Here is a 19218-nt window from a genome sequence, read left to right as displayed (position 1 = left end):
ACCGAGTTTAGATTTTCATGTCGTCAAAAAAGGTTTTTACGCCGTCAAACCAGCTTTTCGCACGGGGCGACTGCTTATCATCTCCCGCAAGACTGGCCTGCAACTCCTGTAACAGCTCCTTTTGACGTTTACTTAATGACACAGGCGTTTCAACGGTCACTTTACATATGAGATCACCAGTACTACCACCGCGAACCGGGGTAATACCCTTACCACGCAAGCGGAAAGATTTCCCAGTTTGCGTCTCTTGAGGTATCTTGAGTTTAACTCGTCCCTCTAGCGTAGGCACATCCAACTCACCGCCCAACGCCGCGTCGGCAAAGCTAATTGGCACTTCGCAATGCAGATTTTTACCGTCACGCTTGAATATAGCATGGGGCCGCACCTGCATTTGCACATACAAATCACCCGCAGGACCGCCATTCGGGCTAGCCTCACCCTCACCAGTCAAACGAATACGATCACCCGTATCAACACCTGCCGGCACTTTTACTGACAAGGTTTTGGTTTCTTCAACCCGCCCCTGACCATGACAACTATTGCACGGATCGGCAATGATGGCGCCAGAGCCGCGACAATGCGGACAGGCTTGCTGCACAGCAAAGAATCCCTGCTGCATCCGCACCTGTCCCACACCGTTACAGGTACTACAAGTCACTGGCTTACTGCCTTTTTTAGCGCCGCTGCCGTCACATGGCTTACATGCAACCAAGGTCGGAATACGAATCTTGGCAGTGGAACCGTGCACCGCTTGCTCTAGATCAATATCTAGGGTGTAACGCAAATCCGAGCCGCGCTGTGGCCCGCGCTGACGACCACCGCCGCCTCCACCACCACCAAAGATATCACCAAACACGTCGCCAAAAATATCGCTAAACCCACCAGCGCCGCCGCCTCCGCCGCCACCTGCATTCACGCCTTCATGGCCAAAACGGTCATAGGCCCCGCGCTTTTCCTCATCAGAGAGCACTTCGTAGGCCTCAGTCGCCTCTTTGAAAATATCCTCGGCCTTGGGGTCTTCGGGGTTACGATCGGGGTGGTTTTTCATGGCAATACGACGATAGGCCTTTTTAATTTCCTTGCTGTCGGTATCGCGGCTTACACCCAGAATTTCGTAATAATCTCGTTTAGACATCGTTTCGCTTCACGCTTGACGGAAAATGAGAGGCGCTTGCGCTACCTCTCAATTCCTTAAAAAATTGGACACTCATCACATGCGAAACGGGAGTGCGCAAAACGCACTGCAAAATTGCATCAGCGTTCTCCGTCTCCCGTCTGGCATGCGGCTATGTGGGGCTACTGCCCCTGTACTTACTTTTTGTCGTCGTCTTTCACTTCTTCAAATTCAGCGTCGACTACATCATCGGCACCGCCGCCAGCTTGAGCTTCTTCAGCGCCACCTTCAGCCTGCGCCTGAGCCGCTTGCTCGGCATACATTTTCTCTGCCAAGCCACCAGAAGCTTCAGTCAGCTTCTTGGTTGCCGCCTCAATTGCTTCTATATCGTCACCTTTTAGCGCCTCATCAACCTCAGTCAACGCTGCTTCGATAGCCGCTTTTTCTTCATCAGAAGCTTTATCACCGGCTTCTTCCAAAGTTTTACGCGTGGCGTTAGCCAAGCCTTCTGCAGTGTTACGAGCAACCACTAGCGCCTCGAACTTTTTGTCTGCTTCAGCATTAGTTTCAGCATCGCGAACCATTTGCTCGATCTCGTCCTCGCTCAGACCGCTTGAAGCGGTAATGCGAATAGATTGCTCTTTGCCAGTAGCCTTGTCTTTAGCAGATACATGTAAAATACCGTTCGCATCGATATCGAAAGTAACTTCGATCTGCGGCAGGCCACGTGGCGCAGGTGGAATATCTGCCAAGTCGAAACGGCCCAGAGACTTATTGGCACTGGCCTGCTTACGCTCACCCTGAACAACATGGATCGTTACTGCTTGCTGGTTGTCGTCAGCTGTTGAGAATACCTGTGATTTCTTAGTCGGAATCGTGGTGTTTTTCTCAATCAGGTGAGTCGCCACGCCGCCCATGGTTTCAATACCTAGACTCAGTGGAGTAACGTCTAACAATAGAACGTCTTTTACTTCGCCAGACAGTACCGCACCCTGCAGGGCCGCACCCATGGCAACCGCTTCATCGGGGTTCACGTCACGACGAGCTTCTTTACCAAAGAACTCTGTAACCTTGGTTTGTACCAAAGGCATACGAGTCTGACCACCAACCAAAATGATTTCGTCGATTTCAGAAGCAGACAAACCTGCATCTTTCAGGGCGACCTTCATTGGTTCAAGTGAACGAGTAACCAAATCACCAACCAGTGATTCCAATTTAGCGCGGCTCAATTTTACAACCAAGTGCTTAGGACCGGTCGCATCGGCAGTAATATAAGGCAGGTTAATTTCAGTCTGCTGGCTAGAAGACAATTCGATTTTGGCTTTCTCTGCCGCTTCTTTCAGACGCTGCACAGCCAAGGAATCGCCTTTCAGGTCAATGCTGCTTTCTTTCTTGAACTCTTCTGCCAAATAATCAATCAGGCGCATATCAAAATCTTCACCACCTAAGAAGGTGTCGCCGTTAGTCGACAACACTTCAAACTGGTGCTCGCCGTCTACTTCTGCGATTTCAATAATGGAAATATCAAAAGTACCACCACCCAAGTCGTATACCGCAATGGTGCGGTCGCCCTTAGACTTATCCATACCGTAGGCCAGTGCCGCTGCAGTAGGCTCGTTGATAATACGCTTAACTTCTAGACCGGCAATGCGACCAGCATCTTTAGTCGCCTGACGCTGAGAGTCATTAAAGTAGGCCGGTACAGTGATAACCGCTTCGGTGACTTTCTCACCTAAGTAATCTTCAGCGGTTTTCTTCATTTTCTTCAATATTTCCGCAGAAATCTGCGGTGGCGCCATTTTCTCACCCTTCACTTCTACCCAAGCGTCGCCGTTATCAGCTTTGCAAATATTGTAGGGCACCATCTTAATGTCTTTTTGAACTACATCGTCTTCAAAACGACGACCGATCAAACGCTTTACCGCATACAGGGTGTTATGCGGATTGGTAACGGCCTGACGCTTAGCGCTCTGACCAACCAGAATTTCTTTGTCGTCGGTATACGCAACAATCGATGGAGTAGTGCGCGTACCTTCTGCATTTTCGATAACCTTAACCTTGTCACCGTCCATAACAGCTACACAAGAGTTAGTGGTACCCAAATCTATACCGATTATTTTACCCATTTTAAATCTCCGATTTACCTGGTCGCCACTTTTGGCGAACGCTATGTCTTGTTGTCAGATATTGGCCCTTATCCACAATTTTCAAGGGGACATAGACCATTTTTTACACAATATTAAAATTTATTCCGGCGCTTTAGCCACCACCACCATGGCAGGGCGCAATAAACGGCCATTCAAGGTGAAGCCTTTCTGCATTACGTCCATTACCGAGTTGGGCTCGGCATCTGGATTCGGCACCATGGCCATGGCTTGATGAAATTCAGGGTTAAACGGTTCACCCAGCGGATTGATTAACTCAACATTGTGGCGAGCTAAAGCGTCGAGCATCGATTTATGCGTCAACTCCACCCCGTCGATCATCGGCTTCAGCGATTCATTGTTCCTATCGGCCGAGGCTAAAGCGCGGTCGAGGTTATCGGCCACCACTAGCATGTCGCCTGCAAATTTCTCTAAAGCAAACTTACGGGCGTTTTCAGCGTCTTTCTCTGCACGGCGACGAATATTTTGAGCATCAGCCACGGCGCGCAGCGCCTGCTCTTTAGCATCGGCAGCGGCTTGCTTAGCCTCCTCCAACTGCACCTCAAGGCTCACACCCTCGGCAGCGGCCGACTCTTGATCAGCACCATCAAGCGCATCCTGAATCTCGCCGACAATCGCCTCTACCTGCGCATCCTCATCCTGCAATGCTGATTTATCCTGATCTTCTGCCACTTAAGCTATCTCCGTCATACCCTAATTTCTTGCGGCAGCAAGGCCGCGCTGACTGGTATATGGGGCTATAGCGTTTTTTTTCAAGGCAGGGAGAAAAATTTTCAATACCTTATTTACGATCTATTGCTCTGCCACAGCACTTTACTGTATAAATATACAGACAATTTCCCACACCCACCGTGAGAGAACCTTATGCTGAGCCACTTACACATCAGCAATTACGCTATAACTGAACGCCTCGACATCGAACTGCATCCAGGTATGACAGTGCTTACCGGCGAAACTGGCGCAGGCAAGTCCATTATGCTCGACGCACTCGGCCTCGCCTTAGGCGACCGCGCCGACAACGGCATTGTTCGCCCCGGCGCAGACCGTGCCGACATACACGCGCTTTTTGACATCAGCCAAATTCCAACGGCAAGCGCTTGGCTAAAAGAACATGAGCTCGATGACGACAATGAATGCCTTCTACGCCGCACCATAAGCAGCGAGGGCCGCTCCCGCGCCTATGTCAACGGCCAGCCAGTCACTTTGCAAGACGTTCGTGAACTTGGCAACTTATTGATCGACATCCACAGCCAGCACGCCCACCAATCGCTACTGCAAAAACCCTATCAGCGCGAGTTACTCGACGCCTTTGCCGGCACCACAGCTCTTGCACTCCAGGTTGCCGAGCACTGCGCCCAATACCAGCGCAGCAGTAAAGCCATTGCCACTCTGAGCGATAACGTCGCCGAGCAAAATGCCCAAGAACAACTATTAAGCTACCAGCTAGAAGAACTTAATCGCCTAAACCTTCAAGCCAATGAACTGGAAGAGCTAGAAAAGCAACAGAAGCAATTAGCGAATGCCGAACAGATTCTTGCCGCCAACCATCACAGCCTACAGCTGTGCAGAGAAGGCGAAGTCAACGCCATGGGCATTCTGCATCAGGCCCTGTCGTCATTGAATAGCAGCCAACATCAGTGCGCCGCTCAAAGCAACGCCGCGCAGCTTATGGAAAGCGCTCGCATTCAAATTGAAGAAGCCGCGCGCGAGCTACAAAATGTTATAGACAGCATCGAACTCGACCCAGACCGTCTAATTGAAGTCGAAGCGCGACTCGACGCCATATACCAAACTGCCCGCAAACATCACTTACAAGCGAGCGAGCTTCCCGCCCTTCACACTTCACTAGCAGAGCAACTAGAAGGCCTAAACGCCAGCGACGAAAAGCTAGAGCAACTTCGCGCCGAGCAGCAACAGGCCCTGCAAGCGTATAACGACAAGGCTGCCAAACTTAGCGAAAAACGCCGCAAAGCTGCCGCCACCATGAAAAAACGCGTCGAAGAACAGCTCCGCGCCCTGAGCATGAAGCATTGCGAAGTCGATTTTGCCCTGCACGCTCTTAGCGACGAGCCCCATAGCTGCGGCCGAGAAGAAATCGAAATTCTGCTTAGCACCAACCCAGCTTCCGCCAAAGGCCCACTCAATAAAATCGCCTCAGGTGGCGAACTTTCACGAATCAGCCTTGCGATCCAAGTAGTCACAGCACAGGTCGCGGCAATACCTACCATCGTATTCGACGAAATAGACGTCGGCATTGGCGGCGCCACCGCCGAAATCGTTGGCAAACTATTAAACGAACTCGGTAAACGTAGCCAAGTACTCTGCGTCACCCACCAACCTCAGGTAGCCAGCCAAGGCGACCACCATATTCGCGTACAGAAAGTCGGTGACAAAAAACACCTGCGCACCGAGCTAGAACCATTAAAAGACGAGCAAAAAATTGACGAAATTGCTCGAATGCTGGGGGGTATCGCGATTACCGAGAATACACTGGCACATGCGCGGGAAATGCTGGGGGTAAGGCATTAAGGCGGGAGAGGCTTAACGGGCGACGGGGAACGCTAAAATCAAAACTGCGCCTCCCGCCTAGCATATAGCGTTACGCTTTTTTTGGCTTCACATACAAAACCAAGCTGTGATCAACCAGTTCGAAGCCACGCTCTTCGACTAATTGGCGTTGACGTGTTTCGATGACGTCATCGCAAAATTCAATAACCTCGCCGGTTTCCATGCACACAATATGATCGTGATGGTCGCCTTTCTCCAATTCAAAGACGGAGTGACCAGCTTCAAAATTATGGCGAACAACCAGACCTGCGGCCTCAAACTGGGTGAGCACGCGGTAAACCGTTGCCAAACCAACGTCTTCACCTGACTCCATTAGCGCCCGATAGACATCCTCGGCACTAAAATGCTGATTGTCACTCTCAGCCTGCTCTAATAACTGTAAAATCTTGACACGAGGCAAGGTAACTTTGAGCCCGGCTTTGCGGAGCTCCTTATTTTCTATAGACATGTGCCTTCGACCTTAGCGTTGCGGTGGGGATTGCGTTATTATCCCACGCCTCTGTAAGCGATTGGAACCCTTTAACATGTATAGAAGATTTGCCACAGCATGCTTGCTTTTAACCTTGGCGGCTTGCAGCTCTCTCGAATTCCCCGGCGTTTACCGTTTGCCTATCGATCAAGGCAATATCATTACTTCTGAAATGATAGATCAGCTAGAAATTGGCATGAGCCGCAGCCAAGTTGAATACATCATGGGCACACCCATGGTGCGCGACACATTCAGCCCCAACCGCTGGGACTATATATACACCCTAAACAAGCCCGGCAAACCCAAAGAGCGCCACCAATTAACGGCCTACTTTGAGGGCGACGCCTTGGTTAATTTCACCACCAACGTCAAGGCCAGCGAAGCGAAGCCAGTACCAGCCAGCACAAGCGCCGAGCCAACGGCCAGCGCTGACAAATAATCACTCTGCGGCTTTGCGGGCCTTTACTTTAGCGGCCCGCTGCTTGCGCACTTCCTTTGGGTCCGCAATCAGAGGGCGATAGATTTCTACCCTATCGCCATTTTTTAACATCTGCTCGTCCGGCTTACTAACCCCTTTGCCAAACACCCCTAAATCCACATTACGCAAATCCAACTCAACGAATTGCTTATCTAAGCCAGACTGCATCGCGGCGTCCCTAACAGAACTGCCAGCTGGCAATTCCAGCGCCACAATGCGCTGTTTATCTGGCAGCGCGTAGGCCACCTCAACATGAATAGTTTTATTATCGTCCATACTGTTCATTCGCTCGCTTCACTAAGGCATCTACCAAATTATTGGCTACCGAATTAAATAATTGCTTGGTCGCAGCGCCGACCAAACTGTTCGCCAAGGAGAAGCGCAGATGCAAACTCACCTTGCAAGCTTCATCGCCCAAGGCAAGCAGAGTCCACTCGCCAGTTAAATCATCGAAGGGGCCATCGACTAGCTTTAAGCTAACACTGCGATTGGCTTTCAGCTGATTACGGGTAACAAAGCTTAATTTTATCCCGGCTTTGGCCAAATCTAAACGCGCTTCCATCATCTCGTCGTCACGGACAAGCACTTCTGCACCAACACAGCCGTCCATATATTGAGGGTAAGCCTCAACATCGTTGATTAATTGATAAATAATGCTCGCAGAATACGGCAATAGCGCGCTGCGTCGAATCTCGGTCATTCTGTTTCTCAATAATGTTAAGCCGTCACTCGCAAATACAGCCCTACAACGAGTACAAGCAATATTGCAGGGGGCGCAATATACCGCAACAAAGCCTGCCAAAGCCAAAAAAATACCGATTCAAACCAACCATCGCGCACACCGTATACAATCTTAGGCACTCGCCACGCAGCAAATAGCACAAAACACCACGCCGATAAGGGCAACAAAATATTGGCCGACAAAATATCTACCCACTCCATTAAACTGCGCGCATGCCAACGCAATTCACTGCCTGGCGCCAGCGAGGAGATTGCCAAATCACCGCAGATCAAAATCAAACTGCCGGCAGTCAATGCCGCCATTGGCCGCCAAAAGGCCCAACGCTCCACCAAATAGGCAACCAAGGGCTCCATTAAAGCCACAATCGTCGTTAGCGACAGAATACTTAACAGCAGGAAAAAAGCCGTACCGGCAATATCGCCAAACACCAGATTACCGAAACTAAAGGGCAAGCTAATAAAAAGTAGTGCAGGCCCTCGCCCCGGAACAATATGCTGATCAAACACTAGCGCCAAAATAGCCAGCCCTGCAAGAATCAATACCCCAGTATCTATCACTACCAAAGCGAAAAGCTGGCGGGTAATGGATCGCCCAGAAGGGAAATACGCACCGTACGCCATCAGCGCACCAGTACCAATACTCAAAGTATAAAAGGCATGCTGAAGCGCAGAAAAACCGCCGCGCCAAGTCAGATCATCCATTCGCAGCGTAAACATCCACTTAACAGCCGACGAAAAATCGCCCAGCGCATAGCTGTAATAAACAATACCGAACAACACCAGCAACAAGACCGGCAACAAGACTCGCAACAATCCCGCCATGCCGCGTACCACGTTCATTGCTGACAATAAAACGACCATCGCAATAAAGACACGCTGCCAAAAGCGCATTAGATCGGGATCGGCAATTAAATTGGTAAACTCCGCCGCAACGGCATTCAAGCTGGCACCATCCATCATGCCAGTCGCCATTTTCTCAATATATGCTAGCAGCCAGGACGAAACCACCGCGCCATTTGCCGCAAGTAGCAATGCGGTAATTGTGGCGATCTGCGTCACTAGCGACCAGTGCTTGCTCGCCTTGGCATAATGCGCCAACTGGTCTACCGCATGAATGGGATTACCCCGGGCGCGCACCGCAATACGAACCTCTGCCACGGCAATTGGCAGCATAATAAAAAGCACGCACGCCAAATAAATAACTAAAAATACCCCGCCGCCGTTATGGCCCAGTTCCTGTGGTGTGCGCCAGAAATTACCTAAACTGACCACCAAACCGGTGGCTGCTGCGAGAAATGTCCAGCGGCTAGACCAGATACCTTGTATTTTTCGTTTCTTTAAGGCCATATGCCGTCAACATCATTTTTTGCAAAGCAGGAGTCTTTTTACCTGACCCCAATAGGTTTTGCCAGCAACTCCCTCTATAATCGCCACATGAGTAAAAACAAAAGTAAAACCACTAGCGGTACGATCGCCCTAAACAAAAAGTCGCGGCACGACTACACCCTCACCGACAAGTTTGAGGCGGGTTTAGTTCTGCAAGGCTGGGAAGTCAAAAGCCTGCGGCAGGGTAAAATTCAGATCGTCGACACCTACGTATTGCTACAGAATGGCGAGGCCTATCTGATTGGTGGCAACATCACGCCTCTGCCCAGCGCCTCAACGCATTTTGTAACCGATCCAATTCGCACTCGTAAGCTCTTGCTTCACCGCAAAGAACTGAGCAAACTGGAAGAAGCCGTGCAGCAAAAGGGCTACACCTGCGTGTGTACTGCACTGTACTGGAAGAAGCACATGATCAAGGCAGAGATTGCTTTGGCCAAAGGTAAGCAGGACCATGACAAACGCGAGACTGAAAAGAATCGCGATTGGGATCGCCAAAAAATGCGCATAGTGCGTCAACATAATTCCTAAGCCGAGCCAGTCAACCAACGCCAATGAAAACTCTCTATTTGCTGCGCCACGCCAAATCTGGCTGGGACGACGATCAGCTCAGTGACGCTGAACGCCCAATCACCAAGCGCGGCAAGCGCGATTGCCAATTGATCGCCAGCGAAATACAGCGCCGCGAACATCTCTTCAAATACGTTTATTGCAGTACCGCCAAACGCGCTCAGGAAACCCTCAAACGCTTTCAAAACGATGCAAGCGTCTTTGATGAGGCGGAAATTTTTCACGACGATGCACTCTACACCTTCGAAGCACCCAAATTACTCGCGTGGATCAAAGAACTACCCCAAACTCAAAACCACGCCGTTATTATTGGCCACAACCCTGCGCTAGCTGATCTTGCCAACTATTTATACGATGGCAAACTTAGTCATGTTGGCACTTGTACCTTTATGGAGCTGGAAATTAATATCGAGTACTGGGACCAACTCCGTGCCGACAGCGCCAAACTCATCGAGATTATTCGCCCGAAACAATTCCGCTAACTCAACCAACTAAACAAGGGATGCGACCCGCCGATGGCCGATGATCCGATTTTAAAAGACATCAATATTGTTAATGACGTTCTCATTCTCAAAAAAAGTCACAAACTGATCCGCCGCATGCAGCGCAATCTACCTGGCCCAGAGATACACGGTTATCAAGTCTGGGGGTCGTCATTTTTGATTATGGATTATCTGCTCGAAAATCCCCCTAAAAAACGCAGCAAAATGACAGAAATTGGCTGTGGCTGGGGAATTTTAGGTATTTCCTGCGCGCAGCACTTCAAGGCCAAAGTTACCGCCATTGACGCCGACGAGCACGTATTCCCCTATCTTGACGCCCACGCGCTACTCAATGATGTAAAAATCAAATCCCGAACAGCACGCTACGAGCACCTCAAAACAGAAGACCTAAAAGGCCACAGCCTGATGTTGGGTGGCGATATTTGCTTTTGGGACAGCCTAGTTAAACCATTATTTTCAGCCATTAGCGCGGCGCGCGAAGCCGGCGTTGGCAAAATAATCATTGCCGACCCCGGCCGGCCACCGTTTCACAAGCTCGCCAAACGTTGTCAAAAAGCCTTTGGTGCTGAACTGATTACTCGTGAAATTCGCAGCCCTAAAAAGCTGAGCGGCGAATTATTAATAATTTCCCAGTAAGCCTCATTTTTTAGACTTTTTGAGGGGCTTAACTGGCCGCGCGCGGTACTCCAATTTAGCCAAACGCGGCAGCTTCCCAGTACTCAAAAATTTGTACGTTAAACCCTGTGAGCGAATTTTACCGCCACTCTTTTTCCGAGTACGGAAGCTATTACTCTGCGATGCGTCAATAATTCGTGCTTTAACATTGTCTGCCCACTGCAAATCAATTATCGACTGCAACATCTTCTGCAAAGGCTTACTGTTAATTGGGCAGGTCACCTCAACGCGAAAATCGATGTTGCGGGTCATCAAATCGGCAGAGGATATAAAATAACGCGGCTCACCCGCATTGCGAAAAACATACACCCGCGGATGCTCTAAAAATCCATCAACAATACTAATCGCCTCAATATTCTCACTCAGGCCGACCACCCCCGGCACCAAAGAGCACATACCGCGCACTATCAAGCGCACCGGCACACCAGCCGTACTCGCCTCATAAAGAAGATCAATTAACTCGCGGTCAACGAGATTATTGCACTTAAGAGTAATGCCGCATTCTTTGCCTTTCTTGGCATTATGTATCTCGGTTCTCACCAAGCCTAATAAACGCTCACGAGTATTAAGCGGTGACACCCCAAGGTGAGTAAATTCATGGCGCTTATAATTGTAGGCAATAAAATCGAAAACCTTCGCCACCTCGTCACCAAGCGCTTGATCATACGTCAGCAAACTAAAATCGGTATACACCGTCGCTGTTTTCTCATTAAAATTACCCGTGCCCACATGTGTGTAGTAACGTTGCACGCTGCCTTCCTGACGTAAAATCGAAATTAACTTACTGTGAACTTTCAAGCCCGGCACACCCAAAATAACATTCACACCGCCGTCAGTTAAACGCTGTGATAAGGCTATATTAGCCTCTTCGTCAAACCGCGCCTGCAACTCCACCACCACCGTTACTTCTTTATGGTTGGCCACCGCATTAAGCAGCGCGTCCACCACATGTGAATTAGACGCCACCCGATACAAGCTTGCCTTAATACTCTTAACGGCGGGGTCAATCGCCGCCGTTTTCAACAAATCGGTTAAATAGTTAAAGCTGTGGAAGGGGTAGTACAGCAAAATATCCTGCTCACGCAGGCAGCTCAGAATATTGGCGGCTTGGTCAATTACCGGCACAGGAATTGTCGGCAAAGCCTTTGCGTCTAAATACGCGGGCCCCAAATTAGGAAAGCGCATAAAGTCCTTAGAGTTATGATACCGCCCACCAGGAATCATGGAATCCAACTTACCTAAGCCCATGCGTTTGACCAAATAGTCCAGCAAGTCATTCGGCATCGCCGCGTCGTAAACAAAACGCACGGGGTCACCTTTTTTACGACGCTTAAGACTCTGAGTCATTTTTTCGACAAAAGTGTGAGTCACCTCTTCGCTTAATTCTAATTCTGCATCTCTTGTCAGTTTAATAGTGTAAGCATCCGCCGACTCTAGAGGAAAAATCCCTCTAAACACCTCCGGCAAGCACACCCTAATCATATTCTCTAAGGCAATTAACACCTTGCCGCGCCTCCCCTTGCGACCAGGAATGCGAATAAAACGATCTAAACGCGAGGTGGGTATTTCAAGCAAGGCAAATCGAGTTTGTGATTCAAAGCCCAAACGAATTGCTAGATATATCGACGACTCATTCAGCTCTGGAATCGGATTGGCGTCATCGAGAATTATCGGCACCAATTCCTGCTGAATATGAGAATGGAAGTATGACCGCACATACACCGTTTGCGCCTCGTCTAATTGCTTCTCATTGACTAGGTATATTTTACGGCGACGTAATTCCTTTAAATTCTCGCGATACACCAAATCAAAGCGCTGCTGCAGTTTCAGCACTTTCTGCCGAATCTCTTCCATTAAGGATTTGTATTCTACCTGCTTAGAAGCCGCCGAAAAAACCGCCAAACGACGCACATCCGCTACCCGCACCCGGAAAAATTCATCTAGATTATTTGAAAAAATACCCAAATAGCGAATGCGCTGAATAATCGGCACCGTGGGGTCGGCGGCCTCTTGCAATACCCGCTCATTAAATGACAACCAGCTCAATTCTTTGGCAACCCACGTACTGTCCACGTCCTGCCTACCCCTCTGTTAAAACCTTAAATTAATGTAGCAAAAAAAATGCATTCTAGTGTAGCCGCCCGACGTGTCAGTTTTATGACAACACACTGGAGTCGATTTTACGCCTTTCAGCCGATACACTAAGCAGCCAACAGGGAATTAATACTACCATGGCTCAAAACAGCGACTCCTATGCAGCACTGGATCTTGGCTCCAATAGCTTTCATCTGCTCATAGCCAGCTTTAGTGACAATAAAATTCGCGTCATCGATCGCCATAAAGACATGGTTAGACTGGCTGCAGGTCTCGACGATAATGGTCGGCTCAGCGATGAAGCCCAAGATCGCGCCCTAGAAAGCCTCGCCAAAATGGCCGACCGCCTGCGCGGCGTACCTCGGCGCCAAATACGCATAGTAGGCACTAACACACTCCGCGCGGCCAGCAACGCCGTCGAGTTTATGACCAAGGCCGAGGCGGTACTCGGCCTCCCGATCAATATCATCTCCGGCACCGAAGAGGCCCGACTGGTCTATCTTGGTGTCGCCAATGATTTTGCCCCGGAACAAAAGCTGCGACTGGTCATCGACATTGGCGGCGGCTCCACCGAGCTGGTGGTAGGTAACAATACCCCACGCCAACTCGAAAGCCTTCCCATGGGCTGCGTTAGCTTCAGTATGCGCTATTTCAAAAATGGCGACATCAATGAAAAATCCTTCAAAAAAGCCGTTAACGCCGCAAGGCAAATGATCGGCCCCTATGTAGAACACTTCCGTGGACAATGGCAGGAAGCCGTTGGTTCCTCTGGCACCATTCGCAGTATTGGTAAAATTCTTGCGGAACAGCAACTTAGCGAAGCGGGATACATCTCAGCAGACGGCTTAGAGAAGCTCAAAAGCCAAGTATTAAGCGCAAACAATAGCCGAGACTTAGATATTCGCGGACTCAGCGAAGATCGCCGCGAGGTTTTTGTTGGTGGCTTCGCTGTGCTCTACGCCATATTTGAAGAATTAGGCATGCAGGGCCTGCACGTATCCAATTACGCCATACGCGAAGGCATCGTTCACGACCTCGCCGGTCGCCTGCACCACCGCGACAAACGCGACGACACCATTAAACAGCTCATCAGCCAATACAGCATTGACGAGGCCCAAGGCAATCGCATTGCCGCGCTCTGCGCTCGCTGGCTACCCGCCGTCGCCCAACACAGCACCACCCCCGACCAAGAAGCCGAACCACTGCTGCGCTGGGCCGCCCAACTCCATGAACTCGGGCTCGCCATCGCCCACGGCGGCTACCACAAACACGGCGCCTATATACTCGGCAATGCCGACATGCCCGGCTTCTCTCGGCAAGAGCAGGCCCGGCTCAGTTTTTTAGTCGCCAACCACCGCCGCAAACCCAAGCCCATTGGCAATCCAAGTTATGGTGTAACCGCTGACTGGCCATTAGTTTGCTTACTGCGCCTAGCCTGTATTTTCTATCGCCGGCGCCAAGCCAAACAACTGCCCACAAACATTACACTCACCAGCAAAGACGCCAATAAACTCTGCGTGAACATTCCCGAGGACTGGCTCCTCGCCAACCCCCTAATCGCCGCAGACTTGGAAGACGAAGCCGAGCTCCTCAACAAAAGTCTCGACATCAAACTCAGCATCCAACAAAACCAAAGTGAACAAGCGTAGCGGCGGCCGGTCCAAAAGAGTACAATCACCGATCTGGGGCCGATTTGGATTCGACGCCGGTTACAAAACTTTTGGTGCATGCCGTGATGACAGCCAATCACGTAAATCCAAAGCTGTAAACCTAATAGTTGCCAACGACGACAACTACGCTCTAGCCGCTTAAACCCCGGTTAGCGGTCGCTACCAGATGCTTGTAAATGGGACGCGACTGTCATATAGAACAAGCTAGCGAGTAAGGTATGTCTGAGACCGAGCCGCGAAACACCTTATCAGAATCGCCAATTACGTCCTGCCCGTCGGGCTGTTTGCGGCTAAATTAATTGACGGAAACCAAGCATGTGAAGAGCCATAAGCAGCGGACTGGCGGACGCGGGTTCAATTCCCGCCGGCTCCACCAAACAAGGGTCTAACTCAGACCCATCTACACCCAGTAATACCCAGCACTATCAAAGACTTACCGAGATCAGCAATGATCTCGGTTTTGTCTATGTGGGTGCTGATGGGTCCTCAAAACGACACGAATATGACACAAGGACGGCACAAGGCCCCTATACCCTTACCCGATCCGCAGTTGTCCGAATACGCCTATTACTCGATGAAATCGAATATAAAGGTGCCCTCCACCGAATAACACCAGCTTATGACACGGCCTTTATAGCCGACTTTGACCTCTCCCTTTCAAACAAAGACCTAAGGGACTTCGCGACCGAAAAAGCAACACTGGCTAGCCGCCAACTCACCTGGCACCAAGACAACGTCAACGCTATGACCCGAAATCTGGTCAAGCAAATAGCCGTATACGGCATTTCCCCTCCAGATGATAAAGACCCCTTATCCGCTGCCTTGAAAATGACTGACAAGAATTGGTGGATTGGCCGGCTAAAACAACTACAGGCCCAATACCACGACACAATATCCCGCGATATTGGCCTAGTCAGCAAGAAAGTCGATAGTTACTCAGGCCACAACACGGTGCTAATTCACCGCGCGCAACAGGAAAGGAACAAGGATTACCTGCTAAACACTGAACTCCAGAACTCGAATGGCAAGGTTATTTCCTTAGCTGAAATCGCGGAGCACAACCTGTCGAACCCTGATATACGCAATGCTGAATTTATGGTGCGTATCAAAGGCTTTGAACATGTCAGTCAGATATATGGCCACACCGCGCTATTCATTACCCTGACGACCCCTTCACGCTTCCACCGAACCCTATCAAGCGGAGCCAAAAACCCGAAATTCGACGGCAGCACCGTTGCCGATGGTCAAAAGTGGCTCAAATCACAATGGGCTTTAATTCGCGCAAAGCTGCACCGTAAAGGTATCTCCCCCTACGGCTTCCGCATTGTCGAACCCCATCACGACGGCACGCCACATTGGCACATGCTGCTATTCACTGCGCCTGAACATGTAAAACCACTAAACCGTGTAATTCGACAGTACATGCTTTCAGAACATGAGCGCGGATCAGAAAAGTATCGTGTAAAGACTGAGCTTATCGACCCAACTAAGGGGTCGGCGGTTGGCTATATAGCCAAATACGTCTCTAAAAACTTAGATGGTAAACACCTAGACACCGATCTCGACGATAAGCCGGCTATCGAATCAGCCGAACGCATCACCGCATGGGCCAGAACATGGAATATCCGTCAATTTCAGCAAATTGGAGGACCAAGCGTTACCGTCTGGCGCGAGCTACGCAAACTCAAACCGGAAGTCGAGCATGCGGATGCGCTAGCGCAAGCGCGCACCGCTGCCGACGCCGGTGATTGGGCTGCATTCGTCATCGCCATGGGTGGCATTGACCTTCCTCGAAAAGAACAATTACTGGCCCCCTACCGAGAGTACAACGAACTCGTCGATACCAATACCGGCGAAATTACTCTCGATGATCTAACCCGTCATGGAGCAAAAAAAGTGCCTCCGCTAAAGGGTTTGAGAATGGCCGATGTTGTGATCGTCACACGTACAGAGCGATGGACTCCGGTGCCCGTTGGGAGCTGCGCGCGGAATACGGTTCGGCCAGAACCGTATGAGCACGGAGCAGCAAGGTGTTGATTTTGCTTTTCCTTGGACCTGTGTAAATAACTGTACGGGACATATTTCTATATCCAAAAAACGACATTCCAAACCCAAAAGGACACGAATATGAATGCAAGCCGAGTGATAGAGACTTTCGGTAGCTGGGGAGGCTATACCCTAGAAGAAGCAGTTTCACTGATGAATTTACACGTCGTTAAAAAGGAACATTTCAAAAAGAACAAAACACCTGACATTGAAAAGCTGGGCTATATCGCCGGCGTGGTATCACTTAATGACGAGATTGAAATCATCGTTAAATTCCATGAGGAAATGCTTCAACTCACCAAAGAGGCCGTAAGCCAGCAGATCCACATCATCCCAGATGATGACGATGATGATTTCGGAATCTGAGCTTTACACGGTCTTTGACCTTTACCTACAACACGGCGGACGCTTTGGTTTTGCCGTTGTTAATGCATTGCCTCGTAGCTACGCGGTGGTGCGCGACTTCGGCCGCTTTGTCGGCCGAGGTGACGAAAAAAGGTGGCTCAGCTTCGACCCATTGCAATATACGGAATATGAAGCCCGAAGGAAGAACTTGGGATACCGGGTCGATCGTTTTGAGTTTGAAACTGATCTCCTGATTTCAAAAGACCTGTTTCTCATCGACGGGAAAGACTGGTCACTGCACCGGCCTTGATCTTTAACATATCATCTACCAAAAAGGCAGTCGGCCCTATTAACACTAGGCCTACTGTCTACACACTACTATCTACCTGCTCACACAAACCTTCAAAAAGATATCGCAGGTAAATCCTGGGCCACAATCACCTGTACTATCACATTGCGGGTTTGTATTAACTCCAATGCTTTCATACTGAGGAGGCTGGATTGTCTTCACTCCATACGAATCTACCGAAGTCATACAAGTGCCTGTTGAGTTAAAAGGGGCTTTAGCACAGGATTGACCAGAACCGCAGTCAAAATCAGACGTACAACCGAAGTCTGTATTGCTCCGCCGCTGGTAATCTGGCTTCACGGAATTGACCGACGGCGTGTAAACCGGGACAGCGGGTCTGCACCCACCAGCTGCAGCGCATCCAAGTGCGTGTCCCATATTGCCCATGCTTTGTATCATCATACCCGCAGCCATCGCCTCATACTGCGCTTGTTGGGCTTGTTGCTGGTAGTACAAGTCTGATTCCGTGACTGCTTGACCAAGGTTCGTCAATAATTGTTTGGCTTCGGGGTTGCCCCATCGCGAAGCCAAGGCAAGCCATGATTTCGCAGCATCATAATAACCCAGCCGCAGTTGCATCTTTGCCGCATGCACCATCGCAGGGACATAGCCATTTTGCGCTGATAGGACAAACCACTCCGCGGCTCGGGTATCGTTCTTCTCAAAATAATACCCGTGCTCCCAAAGCACCCCCATATTGTTTTGTGCAGTGGCATCCCCTTGTTTGGCTGCCATCCCCCAAAGATACGCTGCTTGCTCGTAGTTGCCAGCAAGGTAGTGCTTATAACCAATGTCGTTAATGGAGGCGCAGCCGAATAGGGCGAAAAAAAATGTCAGGAGTAAAAGCTTAGAGAAAAGACGATTTATTATCATTTTTACGGCGCTCCATGCCAGAACAAACACCATAATAATACACCCGTCTATCAGGCTACCTCAATATTGATAGGTAGACGGAGCCACCAAAATATCCGGGCGCCCGGTGAGCGCCTGACTATAAATCAGCATAAATCCGGCGCATCGAATCAGCCAACTGTCGAGAGATAATAGGCATTCACCCGAAGAGGTACGCCGACTTTGGTGATGTGATCAAAGGAGTAGATATGCTCAGCACGGGCACGACTGCATTCGCCAATTAAGCGGCCTTTAAATTCGCGCTTGCCGTCTTCAATAATTACTCGGCCACCACAGATCGGGCATTCGCCCTCGTACACAGCAAGCCTGATCTGGCGTATCGTCCGGCCAGCATCAGTTTCACCGATCTCGCGTAGCTCCAGCTGTGCCGATGGCACACTTAGCCCATACATCCAGTCCGGGGCTTTTAAGATCGAGCGGTCAAGAACATCGTAGATTGGCCGGATGGTATAAAAGGCAATGGCGCTTAAAGACACCGTGTACAGGTGCCATACCAAAAGCTTCTTAAGAATCAGTGCATGAATTAATGGCCCTGCCAGCCCAATCACCAGCGCAAATATTCCCGCAAGGAAGACGCCTCGTCGCCAGCCTGCCAAGGTCAACGCCATAAATGGCTTAGCCCACAGCGCCGGACGCGGTAACTGCTTAACCCGATACTGGACATAGCGTGGATCAAGGGCTGCGGCCTTCTCCGCCTTTGGCGTATCAGCCAAGGGCTCCAGCTTTAGGTAGTAATGCTTTTTGTGCCGGCCTTGGCTTTCCGTCGAGGCAATGACAATTCGCTGATGTTGGTCGTGCTGGCGCAAGTAGGCATCTAAGGACTCGCGATTCTCTGCCACTAGCTCCTGGTACTTTTTGAGGTTATCGACCACGTACTTCCGAGCAACTTCGGGGCTGTCTTCGCCCTCGCCTTTGCCTTTCACAACCGCGTTCAACTCAGCCACCGTGAACTGGGCATCGTCGACATTCACCCCCTGGGCGATGTAATCACGGGTTTTCTCATAGAGCGAGATAAAAAGATCCACTGGTCGCACCGTGGCATTGCCACTTTCGCGCAACCAGTCCTGCATCATTTGGCCTGCCTTCAGCAATTCCTCTGCGTCGACTTTTTCCACAGCCAATCTCTATCTCCTTGA

At 50.1% G+C, this 19218-nt stretch carries 19 protein-coding genes and 1 other RNA gene; 10 read left to right on the top strand and 10 right to left on the bottom strand.

Going from position 1 to position 19218, the window contains the following annotated elements; genetic code table 11:
* Positions 1–7: 7 nt before the first annotated feature.
* The 3 genes from dnaJ to grpE all read right to left on the bottom strand — a co-directional run bounded on the left by dnaJ (position 8) and on the right by grpE (position 3951).
* A complete protein-coding gene (gene dnaJ, locus ABD836_RS14060) occupies positions 8–1135 on the bottom strand; it encodes a molecular chaperone DnaJ (RefSeq protein ID WP_344937057.1) in 1128 nt (375 codons plus the stop codon).
* Between the two features lie 176 nt (positions 1136–1311).
* Positions 1312–3240, bottom strand: a complete 1929-nt coding sequence (gene dnaK, locus ABD836_RS14055) for a molecular chaperone DnaK (protein ID WP_344937055.1) — start codon at positions 3238–3240, stop codon at positions 1312–1314.
* 120 nt (positions 3241–3360) lie between these two features.
* Positions 3361–3951, bottom strand: a complete 591-nt coding sequence (gene grpE, locus ABD836_RS14050; RefSeq protein WP_344937053.1) for a nucleotide exchange factor GrpE — start codon at positions 3949–3951, stop codon at positions 3361–3363.
* Positions 3952–4143: 192 nt separating this feature from the next.
* Between grpE and recN the strand changes: the two genes are divergently transcribed.
* The gene (gene recN, locus ABD836_RS14045) at positions 4144–5808 is read left to right on the top strand and encodes a DNA repair protein RecN (RefSeq protein WP_344937051.1); all 1665 of its coding nucleotides are present in this window, start codon (positions 4144–4146) and stop codon (positions 5806–5808) included.
* Between the two features lie 70 nt (positions 5809–5878).
* Here recN and fur read toward each other — a convergent pair whose 3' ends face one another.
* On the bottom strand, positions 5879–6295 hold the full coding sequence (gene fur / locus ABD836_RS14040) for a ferric iron uptake transcriptional regulator (RefSeq protein ID WP_344937049.1): 417 nt from the start codon (positions 6293–6295) through the stop codon (positions 5879–5881).
* 76 nt (positions 6296–6371) lie between these two features.
* Between fur and ABD836_RS14035 the strand changes: the two genes are divergently transcribed.
* Positions 6372–6755, top strand: a complete 384-nt coding sequence (locus ABD836_RS14035; protein WP_344937047.1) for an outer membrane protein assembly factor BamE — start codon at positions 6372–6374, stop codon at positions 6753–6755.
* Here the strand turns inward: ABD836_RS14035 and ABD836_RS14030 are convergent, their stop codons facing one another.
* The 3 genes from ABD836_RS14030 to ABD836_RS14020 are packed head-to-tail and all read right to left on the bottom strand — an operon-like array spanning position 6756 to position 8882.
* Positions 6756–7070, bottom strand: coding sequence for an RnfH family protein (locus ABD836_RS14030; protein ID WP_344937045.1), 315 nt, complete (start codon positions 7068–7070; stop codon positions 6756–6758).
* Complete coding sequence (locus ABD836_RS14025; protein ID WP_344937043.1) at positions 7060–7494, bottom strand: type II toxin-antitoxin system RatA family toxin; 435 nt, start codon at positions 7492–7494, stop codon at positions 7060–7062. The genes ABD836_RS14030 and ABD836_RS14025 overlap by 11 nt, the downstream gene beginning before the upstream one ends.
* 17 nt (positions 7495–7511) lie before the next feature.
* A complete protein-coding gene (locus ABD836_RS14020; protein ID WP_344937041.1) occupies positions 7512–8882 on the bottom strand; it encodes a sodium-dependent transporter in 1371 nt (456 codons plus the stop codon).
* Positions 8883–8969: 87 nt separating this feature from the next.
* Here ABD836_RS14020 and smpB point away from each other — a divergent pair, with 87 nt between their 5' ends.
* Genes smpB through ABD836_RS14005 form a run of 3 tightly spaced genes read left to right on the top strand, consistent with a single transcriptional unit; the run spans position 8970 to position 10627 of the window.
* Positions 8970–9449, top strand: coding sequence for an SsrA-binding protein SmpB (gene smpB / locus ABD836_RS14015; RefSeq protein WP_344937039.1), 480 nt, complete (start codon positions 8970–8972; stop codon positions 9447–9449).
* 23 nt (positions 9450–9472) lie between these two features.
* Complete coding sequence (locus ABD836_RS14010; RefSeq protein WP_344937036.1) at positions 9473–9970, top strand: SixA phosphatase family protein; 498 nt, start codon at positions 9473–9475, stop codon at positions 9968–9970.
* A gap of 33 nt (positions 9971–10003) precedes the next feature.
* Complete coding sequence (locus ABD836_RS14005) at positions 10004–10627, top strand: class I SAM-dependent methyltransferase (RefSeq protein ID WP_344937034.1); 624 nt, start codon at positions 10004–10006, stop codon at positions 10625–10627.
* A gap of 3 nt (positions 10628–10630) precedes the next feature.
* Here the strand turns inward: ABD836_RS14005 and ppk1 are convergent, their stop codons facing one another.
* Positions 10631–12739, bottom strand: a complete 2109-nt coding sequence (ppk1, locus tag ABD836_RS14000) for a polyphosphate kinase 1 (RefSeq protein ID WP_344937032.1) — start codon at positions 12737–12739, stop codon at positions 10631–10633.
* A gap of 158 nt (positions 12740–12897) precedes the next feature.
* Between ppk1 and ppx the strand changes: the two genes are divergently transcribed.
* The 5 genes from ppx (at position 12898) to ABD836_RS13975 (ending at position 17131) form a co-directional block, all read left to right on the top strand.
* Positions 12898–14409 carry an exopolyphosphatase gene (gene ppx / locus ABD836_RS13995; protein WP_344937030.1) on the top strand — a complete coding sequence of 504 codons (1512 nt, stop codon included), beginning with the start codon at positions 12898–12900 and terminating at the stop codon, positions 14407–14409.
* Between the two features lie 35 nt (positions 14410–14444).
* Positions 14445–14806: a transfer-messenger RNA gene (gene ssrA / locus ABD836_RS13990) on the top strand.
* Between the two features lie 368 nt (positions 14807–15174).
* Entirely contained in the window at positions 15175–16467 is a 1293-nt protein-coding gene (locus ABD836_RS13985; RefSeq protein ID WP_344937028.1) for a replication endonuclease, read from the top strand.
* A 90-nt stretch (positions 16468–16557) separates the two neighbouring features.
* Positions 16558–16842, top strand: coding sequence for a hypothetical protein (locus ABD836_RS13980; protein ID WP_344937025.1), 285 nt, complete (start codon positions 16558–16560; stop codon positions 16840–16842).
* Positions 16823–17131: a hypothetical protein gene (locus tag ABD836_RS13975; protein ID WP_344937022.1), complete on the top strand. Its 309-nt coding sequence runs from the start codon at positions 16823–16825 to the stop codon at positions 17129–17131. Before ABD836_RS13980 ends, ABD836_RS13975 begins: the two co-directional genes overlap by 20 nt.
* Positions 17132–17203: 72 nt before the next feature.
* Here the strand turns inward: ABD836_RS13975 and ABD836_RS13970 are convergent, their stop codons facing one another.
* Together ABD836_RS13970 and ABD836_RS13965 are read right to left on the bottom strand one after the other, a co-directional pair.
* A complete protein-coding gene (locus tag ABD836_RS13970) occupies positions 17204–18076 on the bottom strand; it encodes a tetratricopeptide repeat protein (protein ID WP_344937020.1) in 873 nt (290 codons plus the stop codon).
* Positions 18077–18192: 116 nt separating this feature from the next.
* The gene (locus ABD836_RS13965; RefSeq protein ID WP_344937017.1) at positions 18193–19203 is read right to left on the bottom strand and encodes a hypothetical protein; all 1011 of its coding nucleotides are present in this window, start codon (positions 19201–19203) and stop codon (positions 18193–18195) included.
* Positions 19204–19218 lie beyond the last annotated feature (15 nt).

It is taken from the genome of Zhongshania borealis (assembly GCF_039539625.1).
Taxonomy (GTDB): domain Bacteria; phylum Pseudomonadota; class Gammaproteobacteria; order Pseudomonadales; family Spongiibacteraceae; genus Spongiibacter; species Spongiibacter borealis.
Note: the sequence above shows the minus strand (reverse complement) of the source record. Positions and strands in the feature narration are given on the sequence as shown.

Coding starts and splice junctions, on each gene's coding strand:
- dnaJ (WP_344937057.1), bottom strand. CDS start 1,135: ATGTCTAAACGAGATTATTACGAAATTCTGGGTGTAAGCCGCGATACC.
- dnaK (WP_344937055.1), bottom strand. CDS start 3,240: ATGGGTAAAATAATCGGTATAGATTTGGGTACCACTAACTCTTGTGTA.
- recN (WP_344937051.1), top strand. CDS start 4,144: ATGCTGAGCCACTTACACATCAGCAATTACGCTATAACTGAACGCCTC.
- fur (WP_344937049.1), bottom strand. CDS start 6,295: ATGTCTATAGAAAATAAGGAGCTCCGCAAAGCCGGGCTCAAAGTTACC.
- ABD836_RS14035 (WP_344937047.1), top strand. CDS start 6,372: ATGTATAGAAGATTTGCCACAGCATGCTTGCTTTTAACCTTGGCGGCT.
- ABD836_RS14030 (WP_344937045.1), bottom strand. CDS start 7,070: ATGGACGATAATAAAACTATTCATGTTGAGGTGGCCTACGCGCTGCCA.
- ABD836_RS14025 (WP_344937043.1), bottom strand. CDS start 7,494: ATGACCGAGATTCGACGCAGCGCGCTATTGCCGTATTCTGCGAGCATT.
- ABD836_RS14020 (WP_344937041.1), bottom strand. CDS start 8,882: ATGGCCTTAAAGAAACGAAAAATACAAGGTATCTGGTCTAGCCGCTGG.
- smpB (WP_344937039.1), top strand. CDS start 8,970: ATGAGTAAAAACAAAAGTAAAACCACTAGCGGTACGATCGCCCTAAAC.
- ABD836_RS14010 (WP_344937036.1), top strand. CDS start 9,473: ATGAAAACTCTCTATTTGCTGCGCCACGCCAAATCTGGCTGGGACGAC.
- ABD836_RS14005 (WP_344937034.1), top strand. CDS start 10,004: ATGGCCGATGATCCGATTTTAAAAGACATCAATATTGTTAATGACGTT.
- ppx (WP_344937030.1), top strand. CDS start 12,898: ATGGCTCAAAACAGCGACTCCTATGCAGCACTGGATCTTGGCTCCAAT.
- ABD836_RS13985 (WP_344937028.1), top strand. CDS start 15,175: ATGACCCGAAATCTGGTCAAGCAAATAGCCGTATACGGCATTTCCCCT.
- ABD836_RS13980 (WP_344937025.1), top strand. CDS start 16,558: ATGAATGCAAGCCGAGTGATAGAGACTTTCGGTAGCTGGGGAGGCTAT.
- ABD836_RS13975 (WP_344937022.1), top strand. CDS start 16,823: ATGATGATTTCGGAATCTGAGCTTTACACGGTCTTTGACCTTTACCTA.
- ABD836_RS13970 (WP_344937020.1), bottom strand. CDS start 18,076: ATGGTGTTTGTTCTGGCATGGAGCGCCGTAAAAATGATAATAAATCGT.